The sequence below is a fragment of the Domibacillus sp. PGB-M46 genome (genome assembly GCF_022668875.1).
Classification (GTDB): domain Bacteria; phylum Bacillota; class Bacilli; order Bacillales; family Domibacillaceae; genus Domibacillus.
Genome location: NZ_JAKGCR010000003.1, coordinates 73,926 through 88,256, shown reverse-complemented (window position 1 = coordinate 88,256; position 14,331 = coordinate 73,926). Strand labels below are relative to the sequence as shown.

General features: G+C 45.2%; 15 protein-coding genes. 8 read left to right on the top strand and 7 right to left on the bottom strand.

From position 1 onward, the window contains the following. Nucleotides 1-8 precede the first annotated feature (8 nt). Complete coding sequence (locus tag L2D08_RS04545; protein ID WP_242232816.1) at nucleotides 9-842, top strand: aldo/keto reductase; 834 nt, start codon at nucleotides 9-11, stop codon at nucleotides 840-842. Nucleotides 843-928: 86 nt separating this feature from the next. Then, the gene (locus L2D08_RS04540) at nucleotides 929-1,150 is read left to right on the top strand and encodes a hypothetical protein (protein WP_242232542.1); all 222 of its coding nucleotides are present in this window, start codon (nucleotides 929-931) and stop codon (nucleotides 1,148-1,150) included. A gap of 114 nt (nucleotides 1,151-1,264) precedes the next feature. On the opposite strand, the gene L2D08_RS04535 is transcribed toward L2D08_RS04540, so the two are convergent. From L2D08_RS04535 to L2D08_RS04515, 5 genes are all read right to left on the bottom strand, one after another. Then, nucleotides 1,265-1,936, bottom strand: coding sequence for a GNAT family N-acetyltransferase (locus L2D08_RS04535; protein WP_242232541.1), 672 nt, complete (start codon nucleotides 1,934-1,936; stop codon nucleotides 1,265-1,267). Between the two features lie 303 nt (nucleotides 1,937-2,239). Continuing rightward, complete coding sequence (gene rlmN, locus L2D08_RS04530) at nucleotides 2,240-3,298, bottom strand: dual-specificity RNA methyltransferase RlmN (protein WP_242232540.1); 1,059 nt, start codon at nucleotides 3,296-3,298, stop codon at nucleotides 2,240-2,242. Nucleotides 3,299-3,412: 114 nt separating this feature from the next. Beyond that, entirely contained in the window at nucleotides 3,413-3,643 is a 231-nt protein-coding gene (locus L2D08_RS04525; protein ID WP_242232539.1) for a group-specific protein, read from the bottom strand. 14 nt (nucleotides 3,644-3,657) lie between these two features. Further along, nucleotides 3,658-4,278 carry a class I SAM-dependent methyltransferase gene (locus L2D08_RS04520; RefSeq protein WP_242232538.1) on the bottom strand — a complete coding sequence of 207 codons (621 nt, stop codon included), beginning with the start codon at nucleotides 4,276-4,278 and terminating at the stop codon, nucleotides 3,658-3,660. Beyond that, the gene (locus tag L2D08_RS04515) at nucleotides 4,278-5,717 is read right to left on the bottom strand and encodes an anion permease (RefSeq protein WP_242232537.1); all 1,440 of its coding nucleotides are present in this window, start codon (nucleotides 5,715-5,717) and stop codon (nucleotides 4,278-4,280) included. Before L2D08_RS04515 ends, L2D08_RS04520 begins: the two co-directional genes overlap by 1 nt. A 287-nt stretch (nucleotides 5,718-6,004) precedes the next feature. On the opposite strand from L2D08_RS04515, the gene L2D08_RS04510 reads away from it, so the two are divergent. The 5 genes from L2D08_RS04510 to L2D08_RS04490 all read left to right on the top strand — a co-directional run bounded on the left by L2D08_RS04510 (nucleotide 6,005) and on the right by L2D08_RS04490 (nucleotide 11,780). Further along, nucleotides 6,005-7,084 (top strand): DNA alkylation repair protein, encoded by a 1,080-nt coding sequence (locus L2D08_RS04510; RefSeq protein WP_242232536.1) that lies wholly within the window; start codon nucleotides 6,005-6,007, stop codon nucleotides 7,082-7,084. A gap of 214 nt (nucleotides 7,085-7,298) precedes the next feature. Further along, nucleotides 7,299-7,988, top strand: a complete 690-nt coding sequence (locus L2D08_RS04505; RefSeq protein WP_242232815.1) for a response regulator transcription factor — start codon at nucleotides 7,299-7,301, stop codon at nucleotides 7,986-7,988. Further along, nucleotides 7,985-8,992: a sensor histidine kinase gene (locus tag L2D08_RS04500; protein ID WP_242232535.1), complete on the top strand. Its 1,008-nt coding sequence runs from the start codon at nucleotides 7,985-7,987 to the stop codon at nucleotides 8,990-8,992. The genes L2D08_RS04505 and L2D08_RS04500 overlap by 4 nt, the downstream gene beginning before the upstream one ends. A gap of 99 nt (nucleotides 8,993-9,091) precedes the next feature. Continuing rightward, entirely contained in the window at nucleotides 9,092-9,853 is a 762-nt protein-coding gene (locus tag L2D08_RS04495) for an ABC transporter ATP-binding protein (protein WP_242232534.1), read from the top strand. Continuing rightward, nucleotides 9,843-11,780: an ABC transporter permease gene (locus L2D08_RS04490; RefSeq protein ID WP_242232533.1), complete on the top strand. Its 1,938-nt coding sequence runs from the start codon at nucleotides 9,843-9,845 to the stop codon at nucleotides 11,778-11,780. Before L2D08_RS04495 ends, L2D08_RS04490 begins: the two co-directional genes overlap by 11 nt. A gap of 91 nt (nucleotides 11,781-11,871) precedes the next feature. Here the strand turns inward: L2D08_RS04490 and L2D08_RS04485 are convergent, their stop codons facing one another. Together L2D08_RS04485 and L2D08_RS04480 are read right to left on the bottom strand one after the other, a co-directional pair. Continuing rightward, nucleotides 11,872-12,453 (bottom strand): Fic/DOC family protein, encoded by a 582-nt coding sequence (locus tag L2D08_RS04485; protein ID WP_242232532.1) that lies wholly within the window; start codon nucleotides 12,451-12,453, stop codon nucleotides 11,872-11,874. Beyond that, a complete protein-coding gene (locus L2D08_RS04480; RefSeq protein WP_242232531.1) occupies nucleotides 12,437-12,610 on the bottom strand; it encodes a Zn-dependent hydrolase in 174 nt (57 codons plus the stop codon). Before L2D08_RS04480 ends, L2D08_RS04485 begins: the two co-directional genes overlap by 17 nt. Before the next feature lie 245 nt (nucleotides 12,611-12,855). Between L2D08_RS04480 and bcaP the strand changes: the two genes are divergently transcribed. Beyond that, nucleotides 12,856-14,247: a branched-chain amino acid transporter BcaP gene (gene bcaP / locus L2D08_RS04475; protein WP_242232530.1), complete on the top strand. Its 1,392-nt coding sequence runs from the start codon at nucleotides 12,856-12,858 to the stop codon at nucleotides 14,245-14,247. Nucleotides 14,248-14,331: the final 84 nt, after the last annotated feature.

Below are 14,331 nucleotides of genomic sequence, written 5' to 3'. Positions count from 1 at the left end.
CTGTTACACTGCCGGACGGGGCAGCCGTTCCGGCGCTCGGGCAGGGAACGTGGCGTATCGGAGATGACCCGGCCAAAAAAAAAGCGGAGGTGCGGGCGCTGCGACTCGGCGTTGATCTCGGCATGTCACTGATTGATACGGCAGAAATGTACGGAGAAGGCCGGGCGGAATGGGTCGTCGGCGAAGCCATTAGAGGCATTCGGGATGAAGTGTTTTTAGTATCGAAGGTCTACCCGCATAACGCAGGGCTTGATCAAATCGCTGCTTCATGTGAAAAAAGCTTACAGCGGCTTCAAACAGACCGGCTCGATTTGTATCTGCTTCACTGGCGTGGACGGGTGCCGCTTGAGGAAACGGTTGAGGGAATGGAACGGTTGAAGAAAGAAGGGAAAATCATCCGCTGGGGTGTTTCTAACTTTGACACAGCCGATATGAAGGAGCTTCTGCAAAAACCGGGTGGAAATGGATGCGCTGTTAATCAAGTTCTCTATCATCTTGGTTCGCGCGGTATTGAATTTGACCTGCTTCCGTGGCATAAGAAACAGGGAATACCCGTTATGGCCTACAGTCCGCTGGCACAGGACGGCTCGCTGCGAAAAGAGCTGATGGATGATCCTGTTGTTCAAAAAATGGCGCAGGCGCACGGAGCATCTCCCCTTCAAATTATGCTTGCCTGGACGATTCGCTTTCCCGGCATGATAGCCATCCCCAAGGCCGCGCAGGAGGAGCATACAGCCGCTAACGCAAAAGCTGCCCAAATTGTATTAACAGAACAGGAACTGGCCGAACTGAACGAGCGATTTTCAGCTCCTGGCCGAAAAGTACCACTTGATATTATTTAAGTTTATTTGAATAATTGGATGTTTGCCGTTACGGAGAGGATAGCAGATGCATTTACTAGTTGTATAGAAGCGTGGAGGTGAAAAATATGCGTCGTCCTGTTCGTCCGATCGTCTGCCCGCCGCAGTGTATTGTAAAAGATACGTATATTAAGCGCGAAATTCCAGTTATTCATCCAGTTGTTACGATTAATCGCCAGCATATCGTCAATGTACCACGCCACATTTATCAGCCGATCACAAGAAACGAAGTTGTGGATCCTGGTTATCCAGGAAAAGGCTGGGGTTGCGGCTGCGGCTGCAAACGTTAAGAAAGAAAAATCCCGGCCTGTTCAAATAACAGCCCGGGATTTTTGAAGTTTGCTTTCAATTAAAATATCGATTCAAAAACAGCAGTTGTTTCACGTGAAACATTTTCTAAATTCTTATAACGGCTTTAACGATATTTCGTCTTCTTTTTCAAGATTTGCCACCATATCGTGCCATTCCTGAGGCTTATTCGATAAAACAGAGTAATAACTGGTGATAAAATTGCGGATCAAACTTGCTTTAAGTGACCCAATATTTTCTTTGAATGGCTGGAAACAAAGGTCCAAATGACTGACCGCTTCCCCTTCATTTGTCCACGCAGGATGAACATACGGGAAATCAAGCCGCATGTAGCCGAGGTGGGAAAGTACTTCGCGTCGTACAAATGGGTCCATCACTTTAATACCAGCAAAGGAGTGATCCTTCATACGGTACGGGTCATAAATTTCCGCAAACATGCCCATTAAATCAAGTTTGTTTTCTTCTGCCAGGCGCATTAAATCTTCATGGCGTTTTTTCGCTAAAAATGGCCCGACCCCAAGCCCTTCTCTTACGATAATCGTAAAATCCGTCATCGCCACGTTTAATTCTTTGTTGTACCGATATTCCGTTATTCCTGCTACTTCATCGTCCTGAACTGCCAGAAATACACGAATCGCCGGGTCTTTCAGAGGCTCCGCCCATAATTCATAATCCAGTACTTCCTCCGGTGGAAACACATCCTGCATTGTTTTATGCAGACGCGCAAACATTGGATCATCAATGCTGTTCACTTGTACATATTCCATTTCAATACCTCCTTTTCGTTTATCAAAATGACGGTTTTACTGCTACCAATCATACCATAAATGTAGATGCCGCCTGGACATCTCTGCTTATTCATCTTTCATATAGACGTTTACTTTCTTTTCTTCATCACTGCTAAAAAGCGCGCCATTTCATAAAAAAAGCTGAACCCAATAAAAGGTTCAGCTTTTTTATACCTCTTACTATTCATGTTATATAGAAAGCTGCGTTTATTTAGCACTTAACAGCTTTTACAAAAAGAACCAGGTTTTGAGAACACTCATCATACTGCTTTTTTAGCTTTTTTACTGGGCTGCTTTTTGGATTTGTTTGCTTCGCAGCTGTCCGCATGCTGCATCAATATCTGTTCCGTGTTCCTGGCGTACAACACAGTTCAAGCCTTTTTTCTTCAGCGTATCATAAAATGCCATAATCGCTTCCGGCGTGCTCCGCTGATACTGGCTGTGCTCATCCACTGGATTGTACGGAATTAAATTTACATACTGTTTTTTATCGCCAATTAATTCTGCCAGCTCAAGTGCATCTTCCACCCGGTCATTCACGTCTTTTAACAGGATATATTCAAAGGTGATACGGCGGTTTGTGTTTTCAAGGTAGTAATCGACCGCTTCCATCAGCTTTTCAATCGGAATCGCCCGGTTGATTTTCATAATTTTTGTCCGCAGCTCGTTGTTCGGTGCATGTAGAGAAATTGCCAGGTTAACCGGAATTTTTGTATCGGTAAAGTCGTAAATTTTATTCGCCAGGCCGCTCGTTGAAACGGTAATATGGCGGGCTGCAATGCCTAATCCTTTTTGGTCGATGACGACTTTTAAGAAATCGATCAGATTGTCAAAGTTATCAAACGGCTCTCCAATCCCCATTACGACAATATGGCTTACTTTTTCTCCGTTTCCTGCTTCATCCAGTGCGTGCTGCACATTCATAATCTGCTCCACGATTTCACCGCTGGATAAGTCGCGCGTTTTCTTTAATAAGCCGCTTGCACAAAAACTGCAGCCAATGTTGCAGCCGACCTGCGTCGTTACACAAACAGATAAGCCGAATTTATGACGCATCATTACGGTTTCAATTAAGTTGCCGTCTGTTAATTTAAACAAAAACTTAATCGTTCCGTCCGCTGATTCCTGTTTCACGTGTTCTTTCAAGGTATGAAGAACAAAATGCTCTTTCAGCAGTGCGATGCAGTCCGCGTTTACGTCTGTCATCTCGTCAAAATCGGTTACCCGTTTCCGGTACAGCCAGTCCCACACTTGCTGCGCCCGGAATTTCTTATGTCCAAATGGCAAAAGCCATGCCTCCAGCTGCTCAAGCGTCAATCCGTAAATGGATTTTTTGTTCATGTATTTATAGCCTCTTTTCGTTGCTTAAATTAAAAATGTACTACCTTCAAAAATAACGCAAATAAGCCTCCTGCACAAGTGGTAAGTTATACAGGAGGCTCTTTGCTATACGGGTTAATTGTTCACAATAAGCGCAAGCCGCTTGTTTCGCACGTCCCGCTCTTCTTCGGATACAAGATCATATTTTTTCAGGAGATGAAACAAATCATTTAACAAATCCTGCGTCCGCTCTTCCTGCAGGTAATTGTATAAGCTTTCATAAAGATCTGACGGAAGAAATGTTTTCTGGCTTTCCACTTTTTTGATTACATCTGCATGTGAATGGTCAATACTGCATTCGCTCATGTTTAAGCACTCCTTTATGATTGGTATTGAAAAAGAACAAACCGTTCATGCTCGTTTTTTTCATACATCCCGCCCAATTTCACTTCATCGAGCCAGTCAAATACCGTCTGATGCTCCAAATAATATAGGTATTCGTCTGATGGATAATACAAAATGAGTGTCACCTGGCGCGGGAAGGCTTCCATTGAGGCCAAAATCCGCTGTACGACCCGCATGAAAATTTGCACTGAGAACGGATTAAAAAAGTAAAAAACAGTATCTTCTGCTTTTACTTCATACTCCTGCGCCATCACACATTGAAAACCAATCAATCCGTGCCGGCGCTTTCTTTTTCTCATATACCCTATTTTGTTTTGAAGACACACATCAAAAAAAGCAGGGTTCATTTCAATCCCCGTAACCGAAGCCCGGAACCGGTCGTGCACGTAAAAGGCAACCCGCCCTTTTCCGCAGCCGACGTCAACAAATCCGTCACTTGCATCCAATGTACAGCGCCCAAAAAGCTCATCAAGCCCCGCATAGGGTGTCGGCTCGTATCGATGATAGTGGGCAAGCTGGGGAAACCCCTGCTGATCACCCGTTGTCTGAATGGACAGCTGCTCATCATACGCTTTTTCTAGATGTTTCTCGTCCATTACCAAAGACCAAGCACCTTCCACCAGGCACCGCCGACTCCAAGCCAGACAATTAAATGAACAATGGAAATGATCAGCCCGAGCGCCCACCATTTACTTTGTGTTACATAACCCGCACCAAAAAATACAGGTGCCGGCCCGCTGCTGTAATGAGTTAAGCAGCCGAACAAATTACTGAATACGCCGAGCAAAAGAGCAGAGGCAACCGGCGGAGCCCCGGCAGCCACGATCACAGCCAGAAAAGCGGCATACATGGCACTGACATGAGCCGTGTTGCTCGCAAAAAGATAATGAGAGTAAAAATAAACGACAGCCAAAACGACTAGTGTCCATAGCCAGGACATGCCGCTGGCGGCCCCTCTCATTGTATCCGTAAACCATGGAATCATACCGAGATCGTTTAAGAAGCTGGCCATCATAACCAAAACCGCAAACCAGACGAGCGTGTCCCACGCGCCTTCTTCTTTTTTAATATCAGACCAGCTCAGCACTTGAGTGATCAGCAGCGCGACAAGTCCGATAAAAGCCGTTGTTGTAGCGGTGATACCAAAGTTTGTTCCGAAAATCCACAAAGCCAAGATCAGGACAAACACACCGATCATAAACCACTCTTCTCTTTTTAAAGGACCCATCTCTTTTAATTTCTGGGCGGCCATTTGGGGTGCAGCCGGTGTTTCTTTTACTTCCGGCGGGTACAGCTTGTACAGCACATACGGAACAAGCAGCAGGCTGAGCAGGCCTGGCACAGACGCAGCTGCGGCCCAGCCGACCCACGAAATCGGTTCACCGGTAATGTCGCCGGCAATTTGTGCTGCAAGCGGATTGGCTGCCATCGCCGTTAAAAACATGGCGGATGTTACCATATCCCCATGAAAGGAAACCGTTGTTAAAAACGCCCCTACCTTTCGTTCCGTTCCATCTCCTGACCGGGAACCGTACGCTTCAGACAGCGACCGGACAATTGGAAGCAAAATACCGCCGGCTCTTGCTGTGTTGGACGGCATCGCCGGAGACAGAATAAGATCACTTGCCACAAGCGAATAAGACAGGCCAAGTGTTTTTTTACCGAACTTTTTCACAAACATGTATGCAACCCGGGTGCCAAGGCCGGTTTTGATAAATCCTCTTGAAATAAAAAAAGCAATGACAATCAGCCAGATCGTCGTATTTTGAAACCCGCTGAGCGCTTCTTCAATGGTCAGTGTCTGTGTTAAAACCGTTGCGGTCAGGGCTAAAACAGCCACACTGCCCATTGGCATGGGCTTAACTACAAGCCCGATAATTGTGGCTACAAAAATAGCGAATAAATGCCATGCCTGAGACGAGAGTCCAGACGGTGCAGGAACAAACCAAATAAGTGCTCCAATTAAAAGCGTTAAAAAAAGAAGACCAAGCCTTACTTCTCCCTTACCCTGAGCAGGCATCTTGTTTTTACTCATCATTCTCTCTCCTTTCTTCTTACATTGTAAAATATTTCACAAACATAGTCTAAAAAATCTTTCCACTACATTCTTATCCTTTTGGTGAGAACCCTTAAACGTACTTTACAGCTGTTCTTATTTACCTTGTCCGTTTCCTGCTGGCGATCATTCATCATAAAAAAATTTAAGACTGCCATTCACTATGGTTTTCCAGGATTCGGACACGAAATAGCCGACCCGGCATTTTGCCAAAACCAACATATGTTCGACCCTATGTTATACTGGCAGAAAGGAGCTGACGAATGATGGCAGATTTAAAAGATATATATAATAATGACTTTATCGATTCATTAGCCGATGCGCTTGAGCGGGCTGACTTGTCCTTTAACCGAAAAGCATTCTTAAATTGTGTGTATCAAGAAGAATGGGAGTCTCTGGCTCTTAAGCAACGTGTTCGCCAGTTATCGACTGCGATGTATAAGGGAATCAATAAACCTTTTCCAAAAGCGCTTCCTGTGCTGCTGGATGCAGCTCCTTCGTTTAAACAGCTGGAAGGACTTGTATTTCCGGATTATGTAGAGCAGTATGGGCTTGCCTTCTGGGAAAAATCGATGGACGCGCTTGCCCGGTTAACCGTATACTCCACTTCTGAGTTTGCCGTCCGGCCTTTTCTGCTGCAGGATCAAGAACGCATGCTTTCTCAGATGATGAAATGGACAAAAAGCAGCAACGAACATATACGCCGGCTCGCAAGCGAAGGTGCCCGCCCGCGACTGCCATGGGCACATTCGATTCCAGCTTTTAAACAAGACCCCGCTCCGCTTTTTGTGCTGCTTGAGCCGCTTATGCAGGATGATTCACTGTATGTACGAAAAAGTGTCGCGAACCATTTAAATGATATTTCAAAAACACACCCGGACCTTGTTATTGAGTTTATCCGCCGGCGGTATGGACAGCAGCATCCTTATACCGACTGGATCCTGCGCCATGCCGCCCGTACATTGCTAAAGCAGGGAAATAAGGATGTCCTCCACCTGTTCGGTTATCCAGGCAGTGAGCACGTTTCCGTTCAACGGCTCACCCTTGAAAAACGGACAGTTGTAATTGGCGAAGCTCTGCATTTTTCAGTAGAACTCCATGCCGCATTAGATACAAAAGTACGAGTTGAATATGCGATTGACTATATGAAAAAAAATGGCCGTCCAAGCCGGAAAGTATTTCAGCTTTCAGACACTCACCTTGCAGCCGGACAATCCAAAGTAATAGTCCGTACCCAATCTTTTCGTGATATGACCACTCGCAAGCACTATGCAGGTGAACACACTCTTGTTATTCTCGTAAATGGAGTCTCAAAAGAAAGTATAGCTTTTCAGGTTACAAAATAACTATAATCAATCAGACTTTTTTTCCTTTTTTACTTTTTATCCTGTAAATATAAAGGCAAGTATTCTCTAATTGAAGGAAACGGAGAAACCATACCGTTGCAGAATGAAAGCAGATGAAGGAGCCCCACGCTCTTCATTCCGTTAAAAAAAGTTCAACTGCCCGCCGCTTTTCGATACAATAAAAGAAAGACAATTGGAAAAGTGTGGTGATTGTTTGTTTAAACTGCTGCTGATTGAAGATGATGAAACGCTGTTTAAAGAAACGAAGGAACGGCTGACGCAATGGTCATATGATGTTTACGGGGTTACCGATTTTGGACAGGTGATGAAAGAATTTACAGCTCTAAATCCTGATTTGGTGATTATTGATATCCAGCTGCCGAAATTTGACGGCTTTCATTGGTGCCGAATGATTCGTACCCATTCCAACGTACCGATTTTGTTCCTGTCTTCACGTGACCACCCGACTGACATGGTCATGTCAATGCAGCTTGGAGCGGATGATTTTATTCAGAAGCCGTTTCATTTTGACGTGCTGGTTGCTAAAATACAAGCCGTGCTGCGGCGTGCCTACAATTACAGCACTGCCCCGTCCCTTCTTAAAGCCTGGTGCGGTGCTACAGTCGATTACGATAAAAGTCTCCTTCAAAATGAGCACGGATCAGTCGAACTAACAAAAAATGAAATGTTTATTTTAAAGCAGCTCATTGAACAGAAAAACAACATTGTCAGCCGGGAAAAGCTGATTAAAAGCCTGTGGGACGATGAGCGGTTCGTCAGCGACAATACATTGACGGTTAATGTGAACCGGCTGCGAAAAAAGCTGGATGAACTCGGGATCGGCCATTTTATTGAAACGAAAGTCGGCCAGGGGTACATGGCAGTCGAAGAGGAAAGCGTATGATCGGAACCTACATAAAAGAACGGCGCAGCTGGATTGGCTTTTTTCTCGTTCAGCAGCTGCTCCTGTTTCTGGTTGTATTCGTCGATACAACCATTCCCTTTTCATCCATTTTATATATAAATTTTTTGTCTGCCCTTCTTTTCCTCGTTTTTTTCTTTGTCCGCTTTCAAAAAGAATCGGCTTTTTACCGGGAGCTTCAGGAAAGGGACACCTCACTGGACGGGGAACCGATGGCTGAGGCAGAAAGCCCATTCCAAAAAGTCGTTCACACGCACCTCACAAAGCAGGTTGAACAGTATAAACAGGAGGCTTCCCGCCACCGGACAGAGCTTGAACAGGAAAAAGACGATCTGATGTCCTGGGTTCATGAAGTGAAAACCCCTTTAACCGCCATGCATTTAATGATAGACCGGATAGAGGACGAGAGGATGAAAACACAGCTTACGTACGAATGGCTGCGTATTCATCTGCTTTTAGACCGGCAGCTGCATCAAAAGCGGATGCCCTTTATTAAAAATGACTTGTATGTGGAGCACGTGGCGCTGGAGCCGCTCCTATTTACCGAAATACGGTCTCTCCAGTCCTGGTGCCTGCAAAAAGGCATTGGCTTTGATGTTGAGGTAACCGGCCCGCCTGTACTGAGCGATGCGAAATGGCTGGCGTTTATTTTTCGGCAGCTGCTGACAAACGCGGTTAAATACAGCGATTCAGGCGATATTATCATTCGCAGTATCCAAAGAGGAAATCAAGCAGCCGTTGCGGTGACGGACTTCGGCCGCGGCATTTCGCCGCAGGATCTTCCGCGTATTTTTGATAAAGGATTTACGGCAACCGGCGGCTTTCACCAAAACCATTCTGCCACGGGGATGGGACTTTATTTAGCCAAAAAAGCGGCCGATTCTCTATTGATTGAATTAGAAGCCGTTTCCGATCCCGGCTCCGGCACAACCTTTACACTTACGTTTCCTGAGCCGAATGCGTTTGTCCGCCTGACAAGCATGTGACGAAAACGTCACATGCTTTTGCTTTTTGTTCGCCAAATGAAAGGACTTTCTCTTCTCCTCTTTTTACAATAAATGTATCAATTAAAGGAAGTGAATCATATGAGTATGTTAAAAGCGGCGAAGCTTCGCAAAAGCTATGGAAACAAATTTAATCGCCAGGAAGTGTTGAAAGGCATTGATATGAATGTGGAAAAAGGCGAGTTCGTCAGCATTATGGGTGCATCCGGTTCTGGTAAAACAACGCTTTTAAATGTCCTGTCCTCCATTGACCAGGCAAGCCAGGGAACGATCTGGATTGACGGCCATGAAATGACAGCCATGAAAGAAAAAAAGCTGGCCGAGTTCCGTAAAAACCACCTTGGATTTATTTTCCAGGATTACAACCTGCTCGACACACTTACTGTAAAAGAAAACATTCTGCTTCCGCTGACCATTGCTAAAACCGGCCAGAGCGAAGCAGCAGAACGGTTTCATGTGATCGCTGATGAACTCGGCATTTATGAAATCCGTGATAAGTACCCCAATGAAATTTCCGGCGGTCAAAAACAAAGAACATCTGCCGCGCGGGCGTTTATTCATGAGCCAAGTATGATTTTTGCCGATGAGCCAACCGGGGCACTTGATTCCAAATCAGCCTCTGACCTGCTGAACAAGTTAACAGCCTTAAACAAACGGCGCACGGCGACCATTATGATGGTCACTCATGACCCGACGGCGGCAAGCTTCGGAAGCCGGGTTATTTTTATTAAAGACGGACAAATGTATACCCAGCTTAATAAAGGAAATCAATCGAGGCAGGATTTTTTCCAGGACATCATGAAAACACAGGGTTTACTGAGCGGGGTGCATCATGAGCATTAATGGATTGATGGTCCGAAATTTAAAAAAGAACTTAAAAAACTACTATTTATATGTATTTGCGCTTGTGTTCAGTGCCGCGCTTTACTTTGCATTTGTCACTCTTCAATACGACCCGGCAATGGATGAAGCATCAGGCAGCATTAAAGGTACGGCTGCCATTCGGACTGCTTCTATTTTGTTGATTGCGATCGTGACCGTTTTTCTTTTGTATGCCAATTCTATTTTTATAAAACGCCGCAGCAAAGAAATCGGCCTGCTTCAGCTGATCGGCATGACGAAAGGACAGATTTTTAAGCTGTTAAGCGTTGAAAACCTGCTTTTGTATTTCGGCTCTCTTATCATCGGCTTGTTTGTCGGCTTTGCCGCTTCAAAGCTGGTTACCATGATTTTGTTTAAAGTAACCGGTGTTGATAAAATAGCTTCTCTGTCTTTTTCATCACAGGCGCTTGTGCAGACGCTAGCTGTATTCACACTGATTTATCTGTGTATTCAGGCAGTGAATGGACTATTTATTAAGCGGCAAAATATTTTGTCTCTTTTCCGGGTGGTGGGCACACGAGAAGAAAAAGGGAAGCGGATTTCCATTTGGGAGATTTGCATCGGGCTGCTCGGCATCGTTTTAATTGCAACCGGCTATTTTGTTTCCTCCAAATTGTTCGGTGGTGATTTCACCACTATGAACGAGCTGTTTGGAGCAATGGCGTTTATTCTTGCTTCGGTCATTATCGGAACCTATTTATTCTACAAAGGATCGGTTCGTTTTTTGTTTCACCTCATTCGCAAACGAAAAAATGGTTATTTAACTGTAAAAGATATACTTTCTCTTTCTTCTATTATGTTTCGAATGAAATCAAATGCATTGATGCTGACGGTTATTACCACGTTGTCCGCACTGGCGATTGGCCTGCTGTCACTCAGCTACATATCGTACTACTCGGCGGAAAAATCAGCCCAGCAGCAGGTGCCGAATGATTTTGTCGTGCCGAATGACCAGGAGGCCGCAAAGCTGAAGCAGGCGTTTGATAAGGAAAATATTGCTTATGAAGAAAAACGGATCGAGGTTGTACAAGCGGTAGTGAATACGTCTGATATTGTCAGTTCGGAGCTTGATGAAGCAACGTTTGACGCGGATAGAATGCAAATGCCCATCATTAGCGATAAAAGTGTAAAAGGCATGAATTTGTCACCAAATGACACTCTTTTTTCCGGCTATGTAGATATGCTCAGCAAGGTAATGCCGCTTGAAGATTCCGGTTCGATTGAGCTGCTTGGCAAAACAGAAGCCATTCCGCAAGACTATATCGGCCTTGAGCGGGACTTCCTGCTTCCGTACACCTTTACAAGCGGCGGCCTGCCGACTGCAGTGGTGGATGATACGGTATTTAACCGCTTAAAGCAGGACGCCGATCCATCTCTTCAGTATGGTACTTCTCTTTATATTGGACTGGATGTAACCGACGAATCGCAGCTGGACAAAGCGAATGACGTATTCTCTCAAGGATATTTCGGCACAGGGCTTTCCCAGTCACAGACAGCCGAGAACCAAAAACAAAATATGGGGCTGATGATGTTTATCGTTGGCTTTCTGGGCTTAACGTTTCTCGTGACCTCCGGCTGTATTTTATACTTTAAGCAAATGGATGAAAGCGAAGAAGAACGGGGCAGCTACACCATTTTACGCAAGCTTGGCTTTACGCGCGGTGACCTTGTGCAGGGGATCCGCATCAAGCAGTTTTTCAGCTTCGGCATTCCGCTTTTGATTGGCCTTTTACACAGCTACTTTGCTGTGCAGTCCGGCTGGTTTTTCTTCGGCGGCGAGCTGTGGACACCGATGCTTATTGTGATGCTTTTATATACGGTGCTTTACTCAGTATTTGGTATTCTGTCTGTTCTCTATAGCAAGAAAGTCATCAAAGACGCGCTTTAATATCATAAAATCCTGCTCTGAAAATCAGAGCAGGATTTTTCCATTCTTTCATCAACAAAAGCAGACCCGGCCGGGTCTGCTTTTTTGCCGTTTATTTTATACGGGCAAGCGTTTTTTCAAAAATTGATTCCAGGCCTGATGAATCGGTTACCGACTGGATCATCGCCTGCATATATTCATCATAGTCAAGCTTTTCGTAAGCCCATTCGAAGCCGAAACACTTTGCATAATGAAATAAAAAAATGCGGGCCGTCCGGCCATTTCCCTCGCGGAACGGATGCAGCATGTTTAACTCGGCCTTGTAATAAGCGAGACGTTTGGCCGCCTGGACCGTCGTCAGCCCCTGCAGCGAATCATTCGTTAACTCATTGAAAATGTGAGCGGCCATGCTGCCCAGGTAAGAAGCATGGCAAAAAACCGTCGTTCCTTTTGAAATGTTCACGTTCCGGTATACGCCGGCAAACGGATAAACATCTTGAAACAGGAAATGATGAAGCTGCTTAAATTCCTCTTCCGTAAAGTGCTTCAGGACGAAGCCGCCTCTTTCCATTTGAGCAGCGCGTACCGTAAACGCAAAAGCCTCGGCCCTGCTCAGTTCCTCCAGCGTTCTTGCGCCGATTACATTGTTTTGAAGCAGATACTCGTCATTGAGCCCGTCAAAGTACTTTCCCATGAAATTGTTCCTTGACCGCTTCACTTGTAATGTCTTTTTTTGAATTGACCAGCTGAAGAGCCCTTTCCTGCAGATGTTTGCTCAGCTCTAAGTTTTCAAGAGACAAGTTTTTTAAAATGCGGTTAAATTCCTTTGATGTTGCGCTTAGCTTTTTCACTTTTTCACAACCTGCCATATCCAGTTTATTTCCTTCTATTATACCACATGCACTACTCTCCAGCATGCGGCTGAGCCGGGTATAAAATTTTGACAAATTCCGACAAAAACAGACTTTTTCGCTTGTTTGAAAAATTGAAGACGCTTACTATTTGAAAATATCTTACTATTTAAAAAAAGCTGTTGACCTGTACGACAGAAACCGTTAGAATCTTTACATGTTTGTAGAAAGAATGAGGGTTAAGCGTGAAAAATACAGTATTTAGAAAGAAAAGTGTCGAATCGTTGTTAGGGAAAAATGGCTCCGGACAGCTTCAGCAGACGCTTGGAGCGTTTGATCTGACGTTAATGGGTATAGGTGCTATCGTGGGAACGGGAATCTTTATCCTTCCTGGAACAGTAGCTGCTACCCATGCTGGACCGGCTATCGTCTTTTCCTTTGTCGTTGCTGCAGTTGTTTGTGCTTTGGCAGCTATGTGCTACTCAGAATTTGCTTCGGCTGTACCCGTAACGGGCAGTGCGTACACATATAGCTATATCGTCTTTGGAGAATTGGTCGCCTGGCTTGTCGGCTGGGCATTAGTATTAGAGTATGGATTGGCTGTGGCGGCGGTCGCAACCGGCTGGTCTGCTTACTTCTCCACGCTTTTAGAAGGATTTAATATTCATTTGCCAAAAGCGATTTCAGGTTCCTTTAATCCGGCAGAAGGAACGTACGTAAACGTTCCAGCCGTGGCAATTATTTTCATTATTGCCCTTCTGTTGTCGCGGGGTGTGAAAGAATCTGCCCGCTTAAATCAGATGATGGTATTCGTTAAAGTAGCGGTTATTTTGCTGTTTATCGTTGTCGGCGTGTTTTATGTAGAACCGGCAAACTGGCAGCCGTTTATGCCATTTGGTGTGGGCGGCATTATGACCGGCGCTGCACTCGTGTTCTTTGCGTATCTAGGATTCGATGCGGTATCGTCAGCAGCGGAAGAAGTGAAAAATCCGCAGCGGAACATGCCAATCGGGATTATTGGTTCCCTGTTCGTTTGTACACTGCTTTACGTATCCGTTTCACTTGTCCTGACAGGCATGACGCCTTATACGACGTTAAATGTAAGTGACCCGGTCAGCTTTGCCATGCAGCTTGTCAACCAGGACTGGGCAGCCGGCGTGATTTCACTCGGTGCTGTTATCGGGATGATTACTGTTATCCTTGTGATGATGTATGGCGGAACGCGTCTTCTTTATGCGTTCAGCCGCGACGGCTTGCTGCCGAAAATGCTTTCTGAAGTCGATCCAACTACCAAAACACCAGTGAAAAATACATGGTTTTTTGCGATTATCATCGCGTTTTGTGCAGGCGTTACACCGCTTTCTAAACTGGCGGAGCTTGTCAACATGGGTACGCTTGTTGCGTTCACGATCGTTTCACTCGGTATTTTGTACTTGAGAAAAGACAAAAGCATTCCAACCGGCGGCTTTAAAGTGCCATTCTTCCCGGCATTGCCAATTATTTCTTTCTTCTTATGCTTGTTCCTTATGTCCCAGCTTTCCGGACTTACATGGATCGCATGCGGCATCTGGTTTATCATCGGCCTGTTGATTTATTTCGCTTATGGCCGCAAACACAGCACATTGAACACGAAATAAGCATATATAATATGTAAAAACAGCCTGTCCCTGCAGCTCAAACGCTGCAGGCCGGGCTGTTTTTTTATGCTCTCTCATCCTTCC